This window comes from Kitasatospora sp. NPDC087271 (assembly GCF_044744605.1).
GTDB lineage: Bacteria > Actinomycetota > Actinomycetes > Streptomycetales > Streptomycetaceae > Kitasatospora.
Genome location: NZ_JBIUYQ010000031.1, coordinates 33,879 through 55,100, shown reverse-complemented (window position 1 = coordinate 55,100; position 21,222 = coordinate 33,879). Strand labels below are relative to the sequence as shown.

Genomic DNA, 21,222 nt, shown 5'->3' with positions numbered 1-21,222 from the left:
GCCAACTGACGACATGCGAAACCAAGGAGATTGATATTTTCTGTAAATATGAAGATGCTGGATTTCCTCCCCTCCTCGGCGGCCCGGCATCCTGCCCGACCGCTCAGCTGGTCCCGCACGGTTCCCCGTGAACTGGTCCACCGCGCCGCCGTGGCGGAGGTGCTGCTGACCGACGTCCGGGCCCGAGGCGGCGACCGCTTCGAGGCGGCGGCCCAGTGGCCCCGCTCCCACCCCACCTTCCCGCGCGGACGCGGAGACCGGCACGACCCGCTGCTCGCCGTGGAGACCGCCCGTCAGCTGGGCATCTACCTGCCGCTGCGCCACTACGGCGTGCCGGCCGACACGCACCTGCTGATCACCGACGTGTCCTGCCGGGTCGACCCGGCGGCCGAGCCGCGCGGCGACGGCCCGGCGGCGGTCCTCTGCCGGGCCCAGGTGCACGACCTGCGGACCTCGGCCGGAAACCACCGGCCCACCGGCATGCGGCTGCGGGTCGACTGCTCCGCGCGGGGAGTGGTGTTCGCCCGGATCGAGGGCGGCACGCGCTTCGTCGAACGGCCCGCCTACCCGGCCCTGCGCGGCACCGCGCTGGCCGGGGACCCCGCGGACTCCGGCCCGCCCCCCGACCCCCCGTCACCGGCGGAGGTCGGCGTCGCCCTGCCCTCCGACGTGCTGGTGACGCGCGCGGCCAGCCGTTCGTGGGCGGACGGCCCCCTCCTGATCTGCCCGGCCGATCCGGCGCACCCGTTCTTCTTCGACCACCCGTCCGACCACATGCCCGGCATGGTGCTGCTGGAGGCGGCCCGGCAGGCCGCGGCACTGCGGAGCGCGGGGCGGCTGTCGCACCCCGTCGACTACCGGATGAAGGCCGTGCGGTTCACCGAGTTCGCCCCCCTCCCGGAAGTCGGCATCACCGAGTACGAGCATTTGTGTGTTTTTCATATTCGTCAGAACGGTCATATCACCGCCGTGGGGTCGTTGGGCTATTGAAGTAAAGACCCGGCAAATCTAGGGCCGTCAAGTTTGACCGCGAAACATATCGATCGTAACGTTGCGATCGTTATGTTCCGGGTCGTTTTCTCCGGCCCGGACGCCGATGCGCGTCGTTTTGCCGCGCTCCAGATTCCGGCCCCGGACAGGTCGGCAAGCGGCGACGGCCCCAGGCCGTGGCCGCCCCCCTCGTCCCGACGCGCACCCCGGCGAATCCCACAGAGCCAATCCCACCTGAAGGGCGTAGGCATGACCGTGGAGAGAATCAACGACTGGACCCCTGCAGCCGTCGTCTTCGACTGCGACGGCACGCTGATGGACACCGAGTCGCACTGGCACGAGGCCCGTGCGGAGGTGCTGCGGGGCTACGGACTCACGGCCGGACCGGAGTTCACGGCGCGCGCGGCCGGACTGCACTACTCGGACTGCGGGCGGCTGATGGCCGAGACCGCCGGCGACCCCTCGCTGACGCCGGAGCTGACCGACCGGCTGCTGGCGAGCTTCCGGGCGCTCGTCGACGCCGACCCGGTCCCGATGCCGGGCGCGACCGAACTGGTCGGCCGGCTCAGCGGGTTCGTCCCGCTGGCGGTCGCCAGCAACTGCCCGCGCGACGTGATCGAGGCCGGACTCGGCGGCGCCGGACTGCTCGAACACTTCGAGCACATCGTGGTCCCGGCCGAGGGGATCGGGCCCAAGCCGGCGCCGGACGTCTACCTGACCGCCGCCCGGCTCTGCGGCGCCGAGCCCACCGACTGCCTCGCCGTGGAGGACACCTTCTGCGGCATCCGCTCGGCCGTCCTGGCGGGGCTGCGGGTGATCGGTGTCGGACCGCACCCGTCGGCCGAGGCGCGGGACGCGGTCGACCTGTGGGTCGCCACCCTGGGCGAGCCGGGACTGCTCGACTGGGTCCGGCGCCGGAGCGCTCTCGCCCTCACCAGCTGAGCGGCCCCCGGCCGAGCAGCCCCCGGCCGAGCAGCCCCTGGCCGAGCAGCGCCCGGCGGAGCGCAAGCCGGCCGGGGAACCGGCCAGGCGCTCACGGTCCGGCGGGGGCCGGCTCGGGGCCGCACAGCGGATCGGGCCCGCCGAACGCGGTGTCGGTGGACGCGGTGTCGGTCGGCGCGGTGTCGGTGGACGCGCTGCCGGTGGACGCGCTGTCAGCAGCGCTGTCCTCGCGCAGCACGCCGCCCAGCGTCCGCGGCACCGCGTGCGCCGAGGCGAACAGCAGCGCGATGCCCACGGCGCCCGGGTCGGGCACTCCCGAGGCCCGTTCGCCGAGATAGCTGGCCCGGCCGCGGCGGGCCCGCAGGGCCCTGGTCCGGCGGACGCCCGCCGCCGCGGCGGCGGCGGCCGCCGCGAGGCAGTCGTCCGGGCGGGCATCGGGAGTGCAGCCGCGCAGGGCCAGTGCGGCCGGGTGCAGGGCGTCGACGAGCGTCTTGTCACCCGGCCGCGCCTCCCCCACCCGCTGGACGGCCTCCAGCGCCGCCGTCGCTCCCCGGGCGAGGGCCGGGCCGGTCAGCGGGCCGGTGCCGACGGCCGCCGCCAGCTCCTGGAGCACCAGGCCGAACAGCGGCCCGCTCGTCCCGCCGACCTCGTCCAGGAACGCGCCCGCCGCCGCGCCCAGCGGTACCGCCGCGGCCTGGCGCCCCGGTGGCAGCCGGTCCAGCGCGGCCAGGGCGCACCGCACGCCGGTGAGCAGGTTGACGCCGAAGTCGCCGTCCCCGGCGGCCTGGTCGAGCCGGGTGAGCTCCTCCTCGGTGACCGCGACGGTCTCGGCGAACCGCCGCATCCAGCCCGCCGTGAAGAGGCCGTCGAAGGCCTTCGTGCCCGTCATCTCCTGACCTCCTGGTGACCGGGGGCCGGCGCCGATTGCGCGACCGGCCAGGCCGCCGTGTACGCGGGGGCGTCGAGCAGCGCGAGCGTCTGTTCGTCGGCGGCGAGCAGGGTGATCGAGAACCCCCGCATGTCGAGGGCGGTGACGTAGTCGCCGACCAGGCTGCGCGCCAGGCGGCGCCCGCCGGCGTCCAGGACGGCGGCCAGTTCGTACAGGACCGCGTACAGCTCCAGGCCGGTGGTCGCGCCCAGCCCGTTGACCAGCGCGACCAGGGGGGCGCGGGCCGGGCGCAGCGCCTCCAGCAGGCGCAGCGCCATCCGGCCCACCAGGACGGCCAGCGGTTCGCACTCCAGGGAGAGTTCGGCCCGTTCGCCGTGGATGCCGACGCCGAACTCGACCGTCCGGTCCGACACCTCGAAGGCCGGCCGGCCGGTGGCCGGGGAGGTGTGTGCGGCACCGGCCACCGCGATGCTGCGGCAGCGCCCGGCCAACTCTGCTCCCAGCAGGGAGAGTTCCGCCAGTCCGAGCCCGAGGTCGGCGGCTGCTCCGAGGATCTTCTGCACCAGGACGGTGGCCGCCGTCCCGCGCCGGCCGGCGGCGACGGACTCGGACTCGGAGGCGAGGTCGTCGTCCACCAGGACCCTGGCGCACGGTATGCCCTGGCGGTGCAGCCGTTCGGCCGCGATGCCGAAGTTGATCCGGTCGCCGGTGTAGTTCTTCACGATGTGCAGGACGCCGTCCTCCCCGGCGACCGCGCGCGAGGCCTCGAAGATCTGCCGGTTGTGCGGTGAGGCGAAGATCCGGCCCGGGCAGGCGGCGTCGAGCATGCCCCGGCCGACGAATCCGACGTGCAGGGGCTCGTGCCCGGAGCCGCCGCCGGAGAGCAGTCCGACCCGGCGCCCGGGGGCCCGGTCACGGGCGCGGACGAATCCGAGGTCGGGGTCGTGGACGACGAGCGATGGGTGGGCCCGGGCGAATCCGGCGAGTGCGCTCGCCACCAGGGCGTCCTGATCGGTTTCGAGGTAAGGGGCCACGTCCGGCTCCGCTCGGTAGGGCGGCCGCGCTGCGCGCGATCGCCGATCACGTTCACCCATGCTTGGGCAGGCGCCCGCGCGCGGCAACCCGCAGACGGAAGTGCGCGAGGGCCCGGAACGGCCGCCCGGCGGGCGGTTGCGGGCCTTCGGGGCGCCGGCGCCCCGAAGGGTCGCGGCACCCACTCGGGTGATGTCGTGCCCGCCGGTCCGGCGGGCACGGGCCCCGGTTTCCCCCCGCTTCCGCACGATCTCCCGGCGCCCGGGCCGTAATCCGTTCCCGGCGTTCCCGTGGCGGCCGGATGCTATCCGGAGTTTTGACATTCCGCTTAAAGTCATACAGTCTTCTCGGCATGTCTGACCGTCACCCGATCGAGTGCGCCGCCATTGAGCTGGCGCTGATCGGCGTGGCCGCGCACTGCGTTTCCGACAATCTCTGTCGCTGAATCCGCCTGTCCCGACGCGTAGCGGTGATCGCCGCCCCGGGACGTCGCCCCTTCCTGCGGGCGCGGTGCCGCTCACTCTCCTCACGGCCTCACTGTCGCCCGCCTTCCTCCGTACACCATCGGTAGCGAAAGGCCCCCTTTCCGATGTCTCGAACCACCTTCACCCCCCGCCGCCTCGCCGCGGCGACCGTCACCGTCGCCCTGGCCGTCGGAGTGGCGGCGTGCGGACCGAAGGGCGACGGCGGTGGAAGCACCGGCAAGGACGCCGCGCCGCAGCAGGGCGGCACCCTCACCGTCCTCAACCAGAACCCGCAGGACCAGTTCGACCCCGCACGGCTCTACACCTCCGGCGGCGGCAACGTGCCCTCCCTGGTCTTCCGCACCCTCACCACCCGCAACCGGGCCGACGGCGCGGCCGGCACCAAGGTCGTCCCCGACCTCGCCACCGACACCGGCACCCCCTCGGAGGGCGCGACGGTGTGGACGTACCACCTCAAGGACGGCCTGAAGTACGAGGACGGCTCGGCGATCACCACCGCCGATATCAAGTACGGCATCGAAAGGTCATTCGCCCCCGAACTCTCCGGCGGGGCACCATTCCTGAGGGACTGGCTGGTCGGCGCCGCCGACTACCAGGGCCCGTACAAGGACGGCCGCGGTCTGGACGCGATCGAGACGCCGGACGAGAAGACCATCACCTTCCGTCTCAACAAGCCCGAGGGCGACTTCCCGTACCTGGCCACCCAGACGCAGTTCGCCCCCGTCCCGAAGGCCAAGGACACCGGGACGAAGTACCAGGAGCACCCCGTCTCCTCCGGCCCCTACCAGGTCGTCAAGAACGAGAACGACGGCGCACACCTCGTCCTCAAGCGCAACCCCAACTGGTCCGCGGCCAACGACGACCAGCGCAAGGCGTACCCGGACACCGTCGACGTGCAGTCCGGGCTCGACCCGGCGGTGATCAACCAGCGGCTCTCCGCCGGCACCGGCGCCGACGCGGCCGCCGTCACCACCGACACCAACCTCGGCCCCTCCGAGCTCGCCCAGGTGAAGGACGACAAGGCGCTCGCCGCCCGCGTCGGCACCGGCCACTTCGGCTACGTCAACTACCTGGCGTTCAACCCCAAGGTCAAGCCCTTCGACAACCCCAAGGTCCGGCAGGCCGTCGCCTACGCGCTCAACCGCACCTCGGTCGTCAACGCCGCCGGCGGCTCCTCGCTCGCCGAGGCCGCCACCACCTACCTGCCCGCCCAGGAGACCTTCGGGTACACGCCCTACGACCCGTTCCCGGCCGGCGCCACCGGCAACCCGGAGAAGGCCAAGGAGCTGCTGAAGGAGGCCGGCTACCCGGACGGCCTGACCATCACGCTCACCCACTCCACCGAATCGGGCAAGGGCTACGGCCCGAACCTGGCCACCGCCGTCCAGGACGGCCTGAAGGCGGCCGGGATCACCGTCCAGCTCGACGCCCTGGACTCCACCAGGTACTCCAAGACGATCCACACCGTGAGCACCGAACCCGGCCTCTTCCTCTCCGGCTGGGGCGCCGACTGGCCCTCCGGCGGCCCGTTCCTCGCGCCGATCTTCGACGGCCGGCAGATCGTCACCGACGGCTACAACTTCAACTCCGCGCAGCTGGACGACCCGTCGGTGAACGACGAGATCGACCAGATCAACAAGATCACCGACCACGCCGAGGCGGCCAAGCGCTGGGGTGCCCTGGACAAGCGGATCGGCGACCAGGCCCTGACCGTCCCGCTGTTCCACCCCGTCTACAAGCGGCTGTCGGGCAAGGACGTCCGCAACATCGTCATCAGCGACTGGACCGGCGTGCTCGACATCTCCCAGGTCGCGGTCAAGTAGCGGACGGGATCGGACGGATCGGTCGGACAACCATGGCTCCACAGGAACCCCAGGCCGGGGAGGCCCTCGCGGCCTCCCCGGCCGCCGGGGGCCGGACGGTGTGGCGGCGGCTGCTCGCGCGGCGCGCCGTCCTCGCCGCCGGCCTCGTCATCGCCCTGCTCGCCCTGATCGCGGCAGCGGCACCGCTGCTCAGCGCGATCGAGGGCCAGGACCCCACCAGCTACCACAACGACCTGCTCGACTCGGCGGCCGGCGGGGTGCCCACCGGCTCCTTCGGCGGCGTCAGCGCCGAGCACTGGCTCGGCGTCGAACCCGGCACCGGGCGCGACGTGTTCGCCCGACTGGTCCACGGCGCCCGGATCTCGCTGCTCGTCGCCGTCGGCGCCACCCTCGTCCAGGTCGCCATCGGCGTCCTGCTCGGCCTCGCCGCGGGCCTCGGCAGCCGGCTGCTCGACCAGCTGATCGGCAACACCACCGAGGTGATGCTCGCGCTGCCCTCGCTGGTCTTCGCCATCTCGCTGATGGCCGTCGTGCCCTCCGACTTCCCCCGCCCGCTCCTGCTGACCCTGGTCATCGGGCTGCTCGGCTGGGCCGGCACCGCCCGGCTGGTCCGGGCGCAGACGCTCAGCCTCCGCCAGCTCGACTACGTGGCCGCGGCCCGGCTCGCCGGCGCCACCCGGTGGCGGATCGCCCGCCGGGAGCTGCTGCCGTCCCTGGCCGCGCCGGTCATCACCTACGCCGCGGTGCTGCTGCCGTCCAACGTGATCGCCGAGGCCGGGCTGTCCTTCCTCGGCGTGGGCGTCAAGCCGCCGACCTCGTCGTGGGGCCAGATGCTCTCCGGCGCGACCACCTGGTTCCGCGCCGACCCGATGTACGTGCTGCTCCCGTCCGCCCTGCTGTTCGCCACGGTGCTCGCCTTCACCGTGCTCGGCGACGCCGTCCGCACCGAGCTCGACCCCCGCGCGGCCTCCCGGCTGCGGGTCGGAACGGCGCGCGGCGCCGGCTCGTCGGGCAACGGACCGTCGGGCACCGCATCGCCGGGCAGCGGCACGCCGGACCCCGCCAGCCCCGGCCCGTCGGCCGCCACCGAGGAGGCCACCGCATGACCCGCTTCCTGCTCCGCAGGGCCATCGGCATGGTCGGCGTCCTGCTCGCCATCTCGCTGATCGTCTACGCGGTCTTCTACATCGCCCCCGGCGACCCCGCCCAGCTGGCCTGCGGCGAGAAGTGCAGCCCCGCCCAGGTCCTCCAGGTGCGCGAACGCCTCGGCCTCGACGCACCGGTCTACCTCCAGTACGCCCACTTCCTCCAGGGCGTCGTCGCCGGCCGCGACTTCAGCGCCGGGACGGGCCTGCTGCACTGCCCGGCGCCGTGCCTGGGCGTCTCCTACCGCAGCGGCGAGCAGGTCACCGACATGATCGCCGCCCGGCTCCCGGTGACGGCCTCGCTGGCACTCGGCGCGATGGTGCTCTGGCTGGCCCTCGGGGTCGGTACCGGGCTGCTCTCCGCGCTGCGCCGGGGCCGGCTCAGCGAGCGGCTGCTGACCGCGCTGACGCTGGCCGGCAACTCCATCCCGGTCTTCGTCATCGGCCTGGTGCTGCTCATCGTCCTGTGCGCCCAGCTCCAGTGGCTGCCGTTCCCGAGCTACGTACCGCTCACCGAGGACCCGCAGCAGTGGTTCTGGGGCCTGCTGCTGCCCTGGGTCTCGCTCGCGCTCATCGAGTCCGCCAAGTACGCCCGGCTGACCCGCTCGTCCATGCTGGAGACCCTCGCCGACGACCACATCCGGACCTTCCGGGCGTACGGCGTCAGCGAGCGGCGCCTGGTGACCAGGCACGCGCTGCGCGGCGCGCTCACCCCGGTGATCGCGCTCACCGCCATGGACCTCGGGACGATGTTCGGGTCCGCCGTGCTGACGGAGTCGCTGTTCGGGCTCCCGGGGCTCGGCAAGCTGCTGGTCAGCTCGGTCAGCCTGATCGACCTGCCGACCGTCGTCGGCCTCACCCTCGTCACCGGGTTCGCCGTGGTCCTCGCCAACGTCGTCGCGGACGTGCTCTACGCGGTGACCGATCGAAGGGTGGTCCTGACGTGAGCGCCGAACCCCTGGCTCCTCCCCTGGTCGACGTCCGGGATCTCGTCGTCGACTTCCCGGTCGGGGACGGGCACGTACGCGCCGTCGACGGCGTGGGCTTCACCCTGGAGGCCGGGCAGGCGCTCGGCATCGTCGGCGAGTCCGGGTCGGGCAAGAGCACCGTCGCCTACGGACTGCTCGGCCTGCACCGCGGCACCGGCGCCCGGGTCGGCGGCTCCGTCCGGGTCGCCGGCGTCGACGCCGTCACCGCCGAGGGTGACGAACTGCGGCGGCTGCGCGGCGGGTTGGCGGCCATGGTGTTCCAGGACCCGCTCTCCGCCCTCGACCCGTACTACGCCGTGGGCGACCAGATCGCCGAGGTCGTACGGGTCCACCGGGCCGTCTCCCGCCGGGCCGCCAGGGCCCGCGCCGTCGAGGTGCTCGGCCGCGTCGGCATCCCCGACCCGGCACGGCGCTCGCGGTCGCGCCCGCACGAGTTCAGCGGCGGCATGCGCCAGCGGGTGCTGATCGCGATGGCCCTGGCCTGCGAGCCGCGGCTGCTGGTCGCCGACGAGCCCACGACCGCGCTGGACGTCACCGTCCAGGCCCAGATCCTCGACCTGCTGCACGAGTTGCGGGCCGAGACCGGGGCCGGGCTGGTCCTGGTCACCCACGACCTGGGGGTGGTCGCCGGGAGCGTCGACCGGGTGCTGGTGATGAAGGACGGCCGGGCGGTGGAACACGGCCCGGTCACCGAGGTGCTGGGCGCGCCGCGCGAACCGTACACCCGCGCGCTGCTGTCGGCGGTGCCCCGGGTCCACGCTCCGGGCGCACCGACCGGGCCCGCCGGGCCTGCCGGGCCTGCCGCAGGCACCGCCGCCGACGGAGCCGCCGGGCGCACCGACGGCGACGTCCTGCTCGAAGCCACCGACCTGCGCCGTGAGTTCGCCACCCGCGGCGGCCTCACCCGGCGCGCGGCCCCCGTGGCCGCCGTGGACGGCGTCTCGCTCACCGTGCGCGCGGGCGAGACGCTGGGCATCGTCGGCGAGTCCGGCTCCGGCAAGACCACGCTCGGGCGGATGCTGGTCCGGCTGCTGGAGCCGACCGGCGGCCGGCTCCACTACCGCGGCCGGGACATCGGAGCGCTCGGGGAGAAGGAACTGCGCCCGCTCCGGCGGGAGTTGCAGATGGTCTTCCAGGACCCGGTGTCCTCGCTCAACCCGCGCCGCAGCATCGGGGAGTCCATCGCCGACCCGCTGCGCATCGCCGGTGGGAGCGACGAGCGCCGCATCCGCGCCCGGGTCGGCGAGCTCCTCGAACGGGTGGGCCTCGACGCCGACTGGTACCACCGCTATCCGCACGAGTTCTCCGGCGGGCAGCGCCAGCGGGTCGGCATCGCGCGGGCGCTCGCACCGCAGCCGCGACTGATCGTCTGCGACGAGCCGGTCTCCGCACTGGACGTCACCACCCAGGCCCAGGTGGTCGCGTTGCTCGGCGAGTTGCAGCGCGACCTCGGCCTCGCGCTGGTCTTCATCGCCCACGACCTCGCCGTGGTCCGGCAGGTGAGCGACCGGGTCGCGGTGATGCGGGCCGGGCGGATCGTGGAGCAGGGCGACGCCGACGCCGTGTACGACTCCCCCCAGCACGCGTACACCAAGGGCCTGCTGGCGGCCGTGCCGGTGCTGGACCCGGTCGAGGCGACCGCCCGGCGCAACGCGCGCCTGGCATCCGCCGGAGCCTGACCGACGCCCTGACCAGCTCCCGGCCGGGGCCCGCACCTCACCCGGTGCGGGCCCCGGCCGGAGTGCTCAGCTCAGGCAGCCGACGTGCGCCAGGGCCCGCTTGAGCAGCGCCCCCTGACCGCCGGGCATGTCCTGCTGCACCAGCGGGGATGCGGCCTCCTGCGGGCTGAACCAGACCAGGTCGAGCGCGTCCTGGCGCGGCCGGCAGTCGCCGGCCACCGGCACGACGTACGCCAGCGACACCGCGTGCTGGCGCGGGTCGTGGAACTCGGTGATCCCCAGGGTCGGGAAGTACTCGGCGACCGTGAACGGTTGCAGCGAGGCCGGGATCCGGGGCAGCGCCACCGGGCCGAGGTCCTTCTCCAGGTGCCGCAGCAGGGCGTCGCGGATCCGCTCGTGGTGCAGCACCCGGCCGGAGACCAGCGTGCGGCTGACCGTCCCGTCCGGTCCGATCCGCAGCAGGAGGCCGATCTGGGTGACCTCGCCGGCGTCGTCGACGCGGACCGGCACGGCCTCGACGTACAGGATCGGCATCTTGGCGCGGGTGGTCTCTAGTTCCTCGGGGGCGAGCCAGCCTGGCGTGGTTTCCGTCATGTCAGCCATTCGCCGATCGTACGTTCCCGGGCCCCGTCCGCGCCGGGCGCCCCGCCCGTCACACCGTCGAGCACCGACCCGCCGCACCGGCCCGCCGCACCGCTCCGCCCGGAGGCGCCCCACCAGAGCGCCCGGAACCGCGCTCGACGGGCACTTGAGGAATCCGGCCCCCACCCCCCGGCCCAACTAGGGTGCGACGCGTCCGCCCCACCATTCCGTCGACCCGAACAAGCAGCCGAATGACGCCCACCCGAGCGGACGCCCCGCGCCCGAGAGGAGAACCGCCATGCACCTCAAGGTCCTCGGCCCCCTCACCGCCGACCTCAACGGCATCTCCGTCGTCCCCACCGCCGCCAAGCAGCGCCAGATCCTGGCCCTCCTCGCGCTCTACCCGAACCGCATCCTGCCCACCGCCACCCTGATCGAGGAGATCTGGGGCGACGACCCGCCCAGACAGGCGCTCACCACCATGCAGACGTACATCCTGCAACTGCGCCGCCGGATCACCCACGGCCTCGGGCCGACCCCGCACATCACCGCCAAGGACATCCTGACCACCCGGCACGGCGGCTACCAGCTCACCACCCACCCGGACAACCTCGACGTCCACACCTACAGCCTGCTCACCACCCAGGGGCAGCACGCCTTCAACCACGGCCACGACCACCAGGCCGCCACCCACTTCCGGCAGGCCCTCGCGCTCTGGCACGGCCCGGCCCTGGTCGACGTGCGGCCCGGGCCGATCCTGGCCATCGAGATCATGCGCCTGGAGGAGAGCCGCCTGATCACCCTGGAACGCCGCATCGACACCGACCTGCGGCTCGGCCGGCACAACGAGCTCATCCCCGAACTCACCCACCTCACCCACCAGCACCCGCACCACGAGGGCCTGCACGCCCAGGCCATGGTCGCGCTCTACCGGGCCGGCCGGCAGACCACCGCCCTCGCCACCTACCACCACCTGCGGCACCGCCTCACCACCGAGCTCGGCATCCAGCCCTCCCCGCACCTGCAACACCTGCACCACGCGATCCTCACCCTCGACCCCACCCTCAACACCCCGACCACGGCCCACCCGACCACCTACAACCTCTACCCGGCCTGAGCTCCCGCCCCGACCACCCCACCGACCCCCGACCACCGACCACCCACCACCGGCCCGAGCTCCCAGCCCGCCCTCACCCCCAGGACCCGCCATGACCACCGCACCCGAGCAACCCCTCGCCCTGATCACCGGCGGCACCCGCGGGATCGGCCTCGCCATCGCCCGCGAGCTCGGCAGCCGCGGCCACCGTCTCTTCATCTGCGCCCGCACCGGCCCGCACATCACCGACGCGCTGGCCACCCTGCGCGGCGAGGGCCACCAGGCCGACGGCACCACCTGCGACGTGCGCGACCCCACCCAGGTCAGCGCGCTGATCCGGCACGTGGTGGCCGAGCACGGCCCGATCACCGTGCTGGTCAACAACGCCGGCCGCACCGGCGGCGGGCCGATCGCCACCACCACGGACGACCTCTGGTACGACGTCATCGACACCAACCTGAACGCCGTCTTCCTGGTCACCCGGGAGACCCTCAAGCACGGCCACCTCACCGGCACCGCGCACCCGCGGATCATCAACATCGCCTCCACCGCCGGGAAGCAGGCCGTCACCCTCGGCGCCCCGTACACCGCGAGCAAGCACGCCGTGATCGGCTTCACCCGGGCACTCGCCAAGGAACTGGCCCCGACCGGCACCACCGTCAACGCCATCTGCCCGGGCTACGTGCACACCCCGCACACCACCCGGATCCACCACGAGTACGCCACCGCCTACAACACCACCCCCGAGACCATCCACCAGCACTTCCAGACGCACATCCCGCTCGGCCGCTACACCACCCCGGAGGAGGTCGCCTCGCTGGCCGGCTACCTCACCTCCCCGACCGCCGCCAGCATCACCGCCCAGGCGCTGAACGTCTGCGGCGGCCTCGCCACCCAGTAACCCCGGCGCAACCCTGGCCGGCCCACGGGAAGGAACCGGGCTCCGGTGCCCGCTGATCAGCGATGACGAACCGTCACTTCTCCAGCGCACCCGTCACCCTGCTGGTGGCCGGCGCCCCGTCGCCCGAGCCCTGCCTGCCCGCCGCCCGTCCGCCGAGACGGCTCGACACCGGGGCGGTCAACGCCGCGCTGGCCCGCACCGCCACCCGCCGGTGGCGTCCGCCGCAGCCGCGCGGGGCCGGCCGGCCCCCGGAGTTCCTGCTGGTCGAGCTGCAACAGACGTACGAGGCCGACGTGCTGCGCGCCGCCCTGCGCGCCGTCGACGGGGCCAGTCCCACGCCCCAGGACCGGGCGGACGCGCTCTGGGAGCGCACGGTGGACGGCCCCGACGGGCTCGACCGGGTCCTGGCCGACCTCGGACGCGCCCTCGCCGCCGGAGCGCGGCTGCGCGCCGTCCTGGTCGAGGACCGCCGGGACGGCCTCCGGCGCCTGTTCGTCGGCATCGCCGCCGGACCGTCCGCGCGCGCCGCCGAACTCGTGGAGCGGCTGCGGGAGGCGCTGGCGCACCCGCCGGCGCCCGTCACGGTGCCGACCAGCGCGCTGCAACGGGAGATGCTGCGCCAGGTCATCGGGCGCGCCGACCACGGCGGGCGGCACGTCGAACAGCTGTCCTGGAACTGGCACGGGCCGCTGGACACCGACCGGTTCACCGCCGCCTGGCAGTCCGTGTTCGACCACGAGACGGTGCTGCGCGCCGCCTTCGACTGGGACGACACCGCCGGCGACCCCTGGATGGTGCTGCACGAACGGGCCGTCCCCGAAGTCACCCGGCACCCGCACGGCGCGGTCGGCTGGGACGACCTGCTGGAAGCCGACCGGCACCGCGGCTTCGACCTGCGCCGACCCGCCCTGCTGCGCGCCACCCTGCTCGACTCCGGCCCGCAGGACCAGGACGAGGGGCCGGCCACCCGGGTCCTGCTCACCTACCACCACGCGATGCTCGACGGCTGGAGCGTGCGGCTGCTCCTCCAGGCCTTCTACCGCGCCTACCTGACCGGCGGCGTCCTGCCCGGCGGCGAGCGCCGCCCCGACGTCCGCGACCACGCCCGCTGGCTCGACGCCCAGGGAAGCGACGCCGCCCGGCAGTTCTGGGCCACCCGGACCGCCGCCAGCGCCGTCCTCCCGCTCGCCCCCGACCCGACCCGGCGCGGCAGCGGACGCGCCCGGCGCCGGCTCACCCCGTACGAGGCGGTCCGGCTGCGCGGCTGGGCAGCCGCCTGGGGGGCGGGCGAGAGCAGCGCCCTCCAGGCCGCCTGGGCACTGCTGCTCTACCGCGCGGCGCAGTCCCGCGAGCAGCGCCGACCGGCCCGGGCGGTGCGGGTCGGCTTCGCGGTGACGGTCTCCGGACGGGGCATCCCGCTGGACGGCATCGACCGGCTGCCCGGCGCGCTGCGCAACCCGCTGCCGATCTCCGTCCGGGTGCACCCGGGCACGACGGTGCCGCAACTGCTCGCGGCCCTGCGCGACGGCGTGCTCGACCTCGCCGCCTACGAGTGGGTCTCGCCCGGACAGGCCCACCGCTGGAGCGCCACCCCGCGCGGGCAGCGGCCGCACAGCCTGGTCGTCCTGGAACACCAGCCGACCGCCCCGCACCACCTGCGGCTGGAGACCGACCTGGCCGCGCACGGCATCCACGTGGAGAACCCCGTACCGGCCGGCACCTTCACCTCGTACCCGATCACCCTCGCCGCCCACTACGACGCCACCGGCGGACTCGTCCTCACCACCACCCACGACCGCGCCCTGCTGGCCGACCGGGACGCCGTCGAACTCCTCAGCCAGAGCGCCCACCTGCTGCGCACCTTCCCCGACCTGCCGAGCGGCCTCAGCACCTCGGAGGTGCTGCGCTCCACCCTCGCCGGACACCCCGCTCCCCGACCCGGCGGGCCCGCCGACCACCCGCCGGCCCCGGACGCGCCGACGGACGGCCCGGCCGTCCGGCTGGAGGTGCTGCGCCGGGCCGCCCGCCCGGGCGCGGGCTGGGTGCTGCTGCTGCCCCCGCCCGACGCCCCGCACACCCGCTACCCGGGCACCGCGCGCGGCTGGCCGGGGCCGCAGGCCCTCGGCGTGCTCCGCCCGGCCGCCGGCCCGCCGTCACCGGCCGCCTACCGCCCGGTCCTCGCCCCGCTGCTGGAGTCCCCGGCCCCGGTCGCCCTGGTCGCCGCGCCCGGCAGCGGCGTCACCGCCTACGAGGTCGCCCGGCTCGGCCCGCCGGCCCGCCCCCCGCTGGTCGTCCTGCTCCCCGACGACGCCGCCCCGTCCGACCTGTTCGCCCTGGCCCCCCTCCTCGGCGGCACGCCCCCGCCGTGACGCCCTGCCCGCAGTCGTACCCTGAGGCATGGCCCGCTTCGTCCTGACCCGCCGTTCGCCGCTGCCCCCGGCCGTCTGCTGGGAGCGGCTGACCGCCTGGCCCCGGCACGGGGACCGGGTGCCGTTCACCCGGGTCACCGTGGTGCGGGGCGGTGGCGGGCAGGCGGGGGACGCCATCCTGGCCCGGACGGTCATCGGGCCGTTCCGGTTCGACGACCCGATGGAGATCGTCGGCCTGGCCGCCCCCGCACCCGGGCGCGACGGGCTGTGCCGGCTGGAGAAGCGGGGCCGGCTGGTGCTCGGCTGGGCCGAACTGCGCGTGCGAGCCCCCGGCCAGGACACCGGGCAGGCCGGGGAGACCGGCGGATCCGAGGTGACCTGGACGGAGGAACTCCGGGTCGCGCGCCTGCCCGCGGCGCTCGACCCGCTCGTGGCCCGCGCCGGACGCCTGGTCTTCGGCCGGGTGCTGGACCAGCTGCTGGAGGCGGGACCCCGTACGGCCTGACGTCGCGCCAGAGCCGGTACTGCCGGCGGACGTACCCGCGCGGGTCGTCGTCGACCGTGACGCGGTCCTCCTCCGCCGGCGTCTGGTGACGGTCCCGACCAGTGGCGTCGGGTCGGGCGGTGGCGTCGGGTCGGCCGCCTACGCCGACAGGATCCGCCGCAGGACTTCCCGCAACTCGGCGTCGCCGGCGGGCGGGTGGGACGCCTGCCAGGCGATGTGGCCGTCGGGGCGGGTGAGGAGCGCGCCGGTGGCGGGGAGGCCGGAGAGGCCGGGCCAGTCGGCTGCGGGCAGTGGCCGCAGCACGACGGGCAGGCCTGCCGCTGCGGCGGTGTCGGCCTGGTGTTGCCAGGCGGGGTCGCCGGTGGGTGTGAGCAGGGTGAAGCCGGGGCCGACGAGGTCGAGCGTCGACGCCGCCCCGGGGAGTCCGGCCGGGCGCAGGTGCGGGAGGCGACCGCCGGGCCCGCCGTCGGGGTGCTCGCCGTCCGGGTCCAGCGGCGGGCGGGCGGGCGCGTCGGGGTCGGCGTGGACGGCGGTGGAGCGGTAGGCCGCGGTGAGCAGCAGTTCGTCGTCGATCCGGTAGCCGGTGCGGGCGCGGGAGTTGGCGAGGGACAGGTCGATGACCTGGCGGGCGACGGGGCGACGCTCGGCCTGGTAGGTGTCCAGCAGCGCTTCGCCGGCCGACCCGGCCACGACCGCGGCGAGCTTCCAGGCCAGGTTGTCGGCGTCGCCGATGCCGGTGTTCATGCCGTGCCCGCCGGTGGGGGGTGTCACATGGGCCGCGTCGCCCGCGATCAGGACCCGTGACCGGCGGTAGGTGTCGGCGAGTTGGGCGTCCAGCCGCCAGGTCTGGGTGTCCCGGACGGTGACGTCGAGGTCGGGCAGTCCGGCGGCGTCGCGCACCAGCCGGGCCAGCTGCCGGTGGTCGCCGAGGAGGTCGGCGAGATCGCCGCGCCCGGGGTCGTAGGGGTGCTGGTAGATCCAGTGCCGGTCGTTGTCCACGGCCAGGAAGCCGCCGCGGCCGGGCTCGGTGAGGAAGTAGGACGCGCTGGCCCGGTCGGCGACGACCTCGCCGAGCGGCGCCTCGAAGCGGATGCTGAGGAAGTGGCCGAGGCCGGTCGGCCCTGCCATGGCGATCCCGGCGCCGGTGCGGACGGTGCTCGCTGCGCCGTCGCAGCCGATCAGCCAGTCGGCGCGCACGGTGTGCCGGTCGCCGGTGGCCCGGTCCTCCAGCACCGCGTGCACGCCCTCGCCGCCGCCTGCGGATGCGCCGACACCGGCGGGCTCGGTGAACTCGGTGAAGGAGAGCAGCCGGGTGGCGAACCGTACGCCGTCCGGCGCGAGTTCACGGGCCCGGCGCAGCAGCACGGCCTCCAGGGCGTCCTGCGAGCAGATGAGCCCCGGCGACGGGGTGCGCTCGGTGCCGCCGTCCGGGGCGCCGGCCACGCCGGTGCGTACGAAGTCCGGGTCGACGAGGTCGCGGCCGCGGTAGAAGAAGACGTGCGAGGCCGGGAGCCCGGCCTGCCGGATGTCGGCTTCCAGGCCGAGCCTGCGGAAGATCTCCATCGAACGCGCGGACACGCCACGGGCCTTGGGGTGGCGGGAGGCGCCCTGGCGTGCCTCGACGAGCAGGTGCGGCACGCCGTGCCCGGAGAGCAGGAGCGACATGGTCAGGCCGACCGGGCCTGCGCCGACGATCAGGACGGACGTCGTTGCCGGGAATCGCATGCCACTCCTTCGTAACGCCTAATCTTTGATTTCGACGTTACCATGGGGTGCGCAAACGATCGGAAGGGGCGCACCCATGACCCAGGACCACGACGGCGGCAACCCCCGCGGCCTCCACTTCGTCACCGAGCTCGCGAACACCGTCCGCGCCGACCCCGAGGCGGGCGCCGCCGATCTGCAAGCCCTCCTGGAACGCCACGGAGGCCCGCCCTTCCGGCTCACCGACGCCGACGCCAGGGAGCTGCGCGAAGCCGCCGCCCCGCTGATCGGCATCCTCGCCCTCCACGGCGAGGACGAGGCGGCCGAAGCGATCAACACCCTGCTCGACCACTACCCGGCCCGCCCCCGCCTCGTCCGCCTCCCCGGCCGCCCCTGGTCGATGCACACCCAGGCGCCCCCGGCCGCCGGCCTCACCCACTGGCTTCTCTCCACCTCCGCCCTGGCCCTCGGCCTGTGGCTCAGCGAGCGCGGCACCTGCGCCTGGGGCGAGTGCGCCGCCCCCGACTGCGACCGGTTCTTCGTCGACACCGGCCGCCGCACCCCGCAGCGCTTCTGCACCCCGCGCTGCGCCACCCGGGTGCGGGTCGCCGCCCACCGGGCCCAGCGCGCCACCGGCTGACGGCCCGCCCCTACCGTTCGGCCGGCCGGGGCGGACTCCCAGGCCGCGTAGCCGCCGAGCAGGTCGCAGGCCTCGGCGTGGCCGTGGTGGCTCACTCGCGGCGACGGACGAACGGAGGCCGCCGGCGCAGTGGAGGACGAGGCGGCGGTCGGCGGACAGGCTCCGGCCGCAGGCGGAGCCTGCGCCGTGGGCGGGGAAGACCAGGGTCTCGTCGGGCAGATGATGGACCCCGCCGGGGTGGGCGTGCGGGCGACGGCGTGGACCCGGACCACAGGTGCATGCGGTGTGGCGGGCAGTCCCCCGGCCGTGAGGGGCCCGAACGTTCGCCGGTCCGTCCGAACCGAGCAGTGCGACGGGATCCGTTCCCCGAGACTCGGGGGCGCCCCGCACGCGGGTACGTGCGGGGCGCCCCCTCATGCGCTGCTGTCAGGCGGGGCGGATGTGCTCAGCCTGCGGGCCTTTCGGGCCCTGCACGACGTCGAAGGCCACCTTCTGGCCCTCCTGGAGTTCACGGAAGCCCTGGGCGTCGATGTTCGAGTAGTGGGCGAACACGTCGGGGCCGCCGCCGTCCTGCTCGATGAAGCCGAAGCCCTTTTCGGCGTTGAACCATTTCACAGTGCCGGTAGCCATGCGCTTGTCCTTCGTGGGAACTGATCGGGATCCCACCGGTGCGGGCCCGAAGGTGATCGCCCTGGTCCGGAAAGGCGTCGAACAGCAAGAACGCACACGGCACGCAACCGCAGGCGATGACTTCGGAACCACGACAGCTTGATCAAAACGTTACACCGCAGCGGACTCCTCAGCCAGGGAGTCGAACCCGACACGGAGCGGCGAGGCTGTGGCGCCGTACGCGCTCCGGCCGTGTCGAGCCGCCGGCGGTGGCGAACACGGGCGGGACTCCCCTGCCGAACGGATGCGGGGGGCCTCGCACCGGCAGACCTGGGAGAGGAACCGACCTCGGAGGAGAGCGATGACCAGTAGCAGCGGCTCACGGGAGCCGAGCGCCATGGTGCACAGGCGTGTTGCGGGCGCTCTTCGGCGGCAGCGGCCAGGTGGGAGCAAGCCGCCTCGGGCCGGGTATCGGATGGGGTGCCGGACTGGCGCTGGAGGCCCTTCTGACCTTCGGCCTCATGACGGTCATCCTCGGTACGTCCTCGGGGGCGCGGAACATCGGCCACAACGCGGCGATCGCCATCGGCGGCTACATCGCGCTGGCCGGGTTGTGGGCGGGGCCGGCGTCGGGCGCCTCGATGAACCCGGTGCGAAGCCTCGCGCCGGTGGTGGTCGGCGGTCACGGCGGTCCGGTGTGGATCTACCTCGTCGGGCCGCTCGCCGGGGCCCTACTCGCGGTGCCGCTGGCCCGGATCCTTCGGGGCCCGCCGAGCCCGGAGGCCACCCGCGCCGTGCAGGGCACGGAGGACGACGGGGGTAGCCGGCCTTCCCACCGGTCCGGTTGACCGGCACCGCTCCGGAAGGAGCCGGGTGCGGGCGGCGACGCGGCTCCCGCCCTCGTCCGGTGTACCGGCATCGGGCCCGGCGGCCGGGGCCGGTGTTCTGTGCGCCGCCCGCCGGACCGACGACCGGTCAGCCCGAGCGCAGGCGTTGCAGGAGCAGGGCCGCCTGCAACCGGCTGGTCACACCGAGTTTGGCGTTGACCCGGCTCGCGTAGGTCTTGACCGTCGAGACGGACAGGCCGAGGCGCTCGCCGATCGCCGCGTTGGGCAGGCCCTCGGTCAACAGGTCGAGCACCGCCCGCTCCTGGTCGGTGAGGCCGGCCAGCGCGGCCTCGGCGGAGGCGGGGGTGTGCCCGGCCAGCGCGCTGTCCTGCTGGAGCATGCGGGCCACCACCCGCCCTGCGACCCGGGGGGAGAGCACCGTCTCGCCGGCCGCGCAGGCCCGGATGCCGCGCAGCAGTTCGTCGGGCGGTGAGGACTTGAGCAGGTAGCCGGCGGCGCCCGCGTGCAGGGCGGGGAAGAGGTGCTCGTCACCGTCGAAGGTGGTCAGCACCAGGACGCGGGTCCCGCCCGCCGCCTCGGGCAGCGCCCTCAGGGCCCGCAGCACGCCCGGGCCGTCGAGCCGGGGCATGTGCAGGTCGAGCAGCAGCACGTCGGGCCGGTAATCGGCGAGTGCGGTCAGCGCCTGTTCCCCGTCGGCGGCCTCCGCGACCATCGCGATGTCGCTCTCCGCCCGCAGGAGCAGCTTCAGCCCGGCGCGGACCATGGTCTCGTCGTCGGCCAGGACGACGCTGATCACGCGGCGGCTCCCGCGATCGCGGCGAGCGGCAGCCCGGCCCGGACGGCGAAGCCGCCGCCGGGGGTGGGCCCCGCCTCCAGGGTGCCGCCGAGATCGCCGGCCCGGGCGCGCATGCCGTCCAGACCGTGCCCGCCGGAGGGCAGCCCGGGGCCTTCGGCGGACGTGCCCCCGGTGTTGACCACGGCCACCCGCAGCCCGTCCGGGCGGACCTCGACGGTGACGGTGGCGGTGGAGGCCGGGGCGTGCTTGTGCACGTTGGTCAGCGCCTCCTGGACGATCCGGTACGCCGCGTACTGGACGGCCGGGCCGGGCTCGGGCACGCCCTCCCCCGCGCCCGCCACGGTGAGTGTCACGGCGAGGCCGGCCTGTCGGGACTCCCCGACCAGGGCGGGCAGGCCGCTCAGCGACGGGGCGTCCTCCGAGGCCGGGGTGAGGACCCCGAGCAGTCCGCGCAGTTCGGTGAGCGCCTGGAGTCCGAGGCCGCGGATCAGTTCCAGGGTCTCCCCGACGGTCACCGGATCGTCGGCGGCCGCGTGCGAGCAGGCGCCGGCGTGCAGGGTGATCAGTGAGACCCGGTTCGAGACGACGTCGTGCATCTCGCGGGCCAGCCGGGCGCGTTCGGCGGCGGCGGCCCGCTCCTCGCCGTACCGGCGAGCCTCCTCCAGCAGCCGGTTGCGTTCGGCGAGCACGGTGACGGCGCGGGCCCGCTGGTGGGCGGCCAGGCCGAGGACGAGCGGCACCGCGCCGAACACCAGCGGGTCCTCGACCACGGTGGCGAGGGTGGAGAGCGTGGTGAGGTCGCCGAGGTCGAACGGGATCGTCAGCCGCAGTCCGGCGAGGACGCCGAGCACCGCGAGCGCACGGGTGGGGCCGCGCCGGGCGGCCAGCCCGTACAGGGCGACGGCGAGCGGCAGCTGGCCACTGAGCAAGGTGACCGCGGTGACCGCCAGCGGCGCCCGCCGCCGGGCGGCCAGGGCGAGCGCGCCGCCCGCCATCAGGGCCGCGTTGACGGCCGGCGAGCCGGTCGGCCCGACGTCCGGGTCGGCGGCGGCCAGCGGGACGAGCAGCAGGAGGATCAGCACCGGGGGTACGAGGTCGACGACCGGCCGGGGCAGCCGCGGGTAGGGGCCCGCCACCGTCGTGGCGGGATCGGGTTTCGGCTGGTCGGCGGGCTGCTGCATGAGGGCATTGGATCATG

At 74.5% G+C, this 21,222-nt stretch carries 19 protein-coding genes and 1 pseudogene; 13 read left to right on the top strand and 7 right to left on the bottom strand.

What is annotated here, in order from left to right; translation table 11 throughout:
* The first annotated feature begins 48 nt into the window (after positions 1-48).
* Both ACIO9K_RS33595 and ACIO9K_RS33590 read left to right on the top strand, forming a co-directional pair.
* Entirely contained in the window at positions 49-990 is a 942-nt protein-coding gene (locus ACIO9K_RS33595; protein ID WP_400335467.1) for a ScbA/BarX family gamma-butyrolactone biosynthesis protein, read from the top strand.
* Between the two features lie 249 nt (positions 991-1,239).
* The gene (locus ACIO9K_RS33590) at positions 1,240-1,932 is read left to right on the top strand and encodes an HAD family hydrolase (protein ID WP_400335465.1); all 693 of its coding nucleotides are present in this window, start codon (positions 1,240-1,242) and stop codon (positions 1,930-1,932) included.
* Between the two features lie 229 nt (positions 1,933-2,161).
* Here the strand turns inward: ACIO9K_RS33590 and dhaL are convergent.
* Positions 2,162-2,821: pseudogene (gene dhaL, locus ACIO9K_RS33585) on the bottom strand (dihydroxyacetone kinase subunit DhaL); the annotation flags it as partial.
* A complete protein-coding gene (locus ACIO9K_RS33580; protein WP_063345848.1) occupies positions 2,818-3,855 on the bottom strand; it encodes a dihydroxyacetone kinase subunit DhaK in 1,038 nt (345 codons plus the stop codon). The pseudogene dhaL and the gene ACIO9K_RS33580, both read right to left, overlap by 4 nt.
* Before the next feature lie 350 nt (positions 3,856-4,205).
* Here ACIO9K_RS33580 and ACIO9K_RS33575 point away from each other — a divergent pair, with 350 nt between their 5' ends.
* The 5 genes from ACIO9K_RS33575 (at position 4,206) to ACIO9K_RS33555 (ending at position 9,974) form a co-directional block, all read left to right on the top strand.
* On the top strand, positions 4,206-4,298 hold the full coding sequence (locus tag ACIO9K_RS33575; RefSeq protein ID WP_317620150.1) for an Ms4533A family Cys-rich leader peptide: 93 nt from the start codon (positions 4,206-4,208) through the stop codon (positions 4,296-4,298).
* A 144-nt stretch (positions 4,299-4,442) separates the two neighbouring features.
* Complete coding sequence (locus ACIO9K_RS33570; RefSeq protein ID WP_363622946.1) at positions 4,443-6,161, top strand: ABC transporter substrate-binding protein; 1,719 nt, start codon at positions 4,443-4,445, stop codon at positions 6,159-6,161.
* A gap of 32 nt (positions 6,162-6,193) precedes the next feature.
* Positions 6,194-7,267: an ABC transporter permease gene (locus ACIO9K_RS33565; protein WP_363622944.1), complete on the top strand. Its 1,074-nt coding sequence runs from the start codon at positions 6,194-6,196 to the stop codon at positions 7,265-7,267.
* A complete protein-coding gene (locus tag ACIO9K_RS33560; RefSeq protein WP_363622942.1) occupies positions 7,264-8,253 on the top strand; it encodes an ABC transporter permease in 990 nt (329 codons plus the stop codon). Before ACIO9K_RS33565 ends, ACIO9K_RS33560 begins: the two co-directional genes overlap by 4 nt.
* A gap of 11 nt (positions 8,254-8,264) precedes the next feature.
* The gene (locus tag ACIO9K_RS33555; RefSeq protein WP_363622987.1) at positions 8,265-9,974 is read left to right on the top strand and encodes an ABC transporter ATP-binding protein; all 1,710 of its coding nucleotides are present in this window, start codon (positions 8,265-8,267) and stop codon (positions 9,972-9,974) included.
* Between the two features lie 66 nt (positions 9,975-10,040).
* On the opposite strand, the gene ACIO9K_RS33550 is transcribed toward ACIO9K_RS33555, so the two are convergent.
* Positions 10,041-10,568 carry an NUDIX hydrolase family protein gene (locus ACIO9K_RS33550; protein WP_350884975.1) on the bottom strand — a complete coding sequence of 176 codons (528 nt, stop codon included), beginning with the start codon at positions 10,566-10,568 and terminating at the stop codon, positions 10,041-10,043.
* 286 nt (positions 10,569-10,854) lie between these two features.
* Between ACIO9K_RS33550 and ACIO9K_RS33545 the strand changes: the two genes are divergently transcribed.
* The 4 genes from ACIO9K_RS33545 to ACIO9K_RS33530 all read left to right on the top strand — a co-directional run bounded on the left by ACIO9K_RS33545 (position 10,855) and on the right by ACIO9K_RS33530 (position 15,427).
* Positions 10,855-11,673 (top strand): AfsR/SARP family transcriptional regulator, encoded by an 819-nt coding sequence (locus ACIO9K_RS33545; RefSeq protein WP_363586377.1) that lies wholly within the window; start codon positions 10,855-10,857, stop codon positions 11,671-11,673.
* Between the two features lie 91 nt (positions 11,674-11,764).
* The gene (locus ACIO9K_RS33540) at positions 11,765-12,553 is read left to right on the top strand and encodes an SDR family NAD(P)-dependent oxidoreductase (protein ID WP_363586376.1); all 789 of its coding nucleotides are present in this window, start codon (positions 11,765-11,767) and stop codon (positions 12,551-12,553) included.
* Between the two features lie 62 nt (positions 12,554-12,615).
* Positions 12,616-14,922, top strand: coding sequence for a condensation domain-containing protein (locus ACIO9K_RS33535; RefSeq protein ID WP_363622940.1), 2,307 nt, complete (start codon positions 12,616-12,618; stop codon positions 14,920-14,922).
* 28 nt (positions 14,923-14,950) lie between these two features.
* A complete protein-coding gene (locus ACIO9K_RS33530) occupies positions 14,951-15,427 on the top strand; it encodes an SRPBCC family protein (protein WP_400335460.1) in 477 nt (158 codons plus the stop codon).
* A 138-nt stretch (positions 15,428-15,565) separates the two neighbouring features.
* On the opposite strand, the gene ACIO9K_RS33525 is transcribed toward ACIO9K_RS33530, so the two are convergent.
* A complete protein-coding gene (locus ACIO9K_RS33525; protein ID WP_400335457.1) occupies positions 15,566-17,152 on the bottom strand; it encodes an FAD-dependent monooxygenase in 1,587 nt (528 codons plus the stop codon).
* 76 nt (positions 17,153-17,228) lie between these two features.
* Between ACIO9K_RS33525 and ACIO9K_RS33520 the strand changes: the two genes are divergently transcribed.
* Entirely contained in the window at positions 17,229-17,771 is a 543-nt protein-coding gene (locus tag ACIO9K_RS33520) for a CGNR zinc finger domain-containing protein (protein WP_400335454.1), read from the top strand.
* 426 nt (positions 17,772-18,197) lie between these two features.
* Here ACIO9K_RS33520 and ACIO9K_RS33515 read toward each other — a convergent pair whose 3' ends face one another.
* Positions 18,198-18,401, bottom strand: coding sequence for a cold-shock protein (locus tag ACIO9K_RS33515; protein WP_363622932.1), 204 nt, complete (start codon positions 18,399-18,401; stop codon positions 18,198-18,200).
* Between the two features lie 389 nt (positions 18,402-18,790).
* On the opposite strand from ACIO9K_RS33515, the gene ACIO9K_RS33510 reads away from it, so the two are divergent.
* Positions 18,791-19,228 (top strand): aquaporin, encoded by a 438-nt coding sequence (locus ACIO9K_RS33510; protein ID WP_400335452.1) that lies wholly within the window; start codon positions 18,791-18,793, stop codon positions 19,226-19,228.
* Positions 19,229-19,355: 127 nt separating this feature from the next.
* Here the strand turns inward: ACIO9K_RS33510 and ACIO9K_RS33505 are convergent, their stop codons facing one another.
* Both ACIO9K_RS33505 and ACIO9K_RS33500 read right to left on the bottom strand, forming a co-directional pair.
* Positions 19,356-20,024 (bottom strand): response regulator, encoded by a 669-nt coding sequence (locus ACIO9K_RS33505; RefSeq protein ID WP_400335450.1) that lies wholly within the window; start codon positions 20,022-20,024, stop codon positions 19,356-19,358.
* A complete protein-coding gene (locus tag ACIO9K_RS33500; protein ID WP_400335448.1) occupies positions 20,021-21,205 on the bottom strand; it encodes a sensor histidine kinase in 1,185 nt (394 codons plus the stop codon). The genes ACIO9K_RS33505 and ACIO9K_RS33500 overlap by 4 nt, the downstream gene beginning before the upstream one ends.
* Between the last annotated feature and the right edge of the window lie 17 nt (positions 21,206-21,222).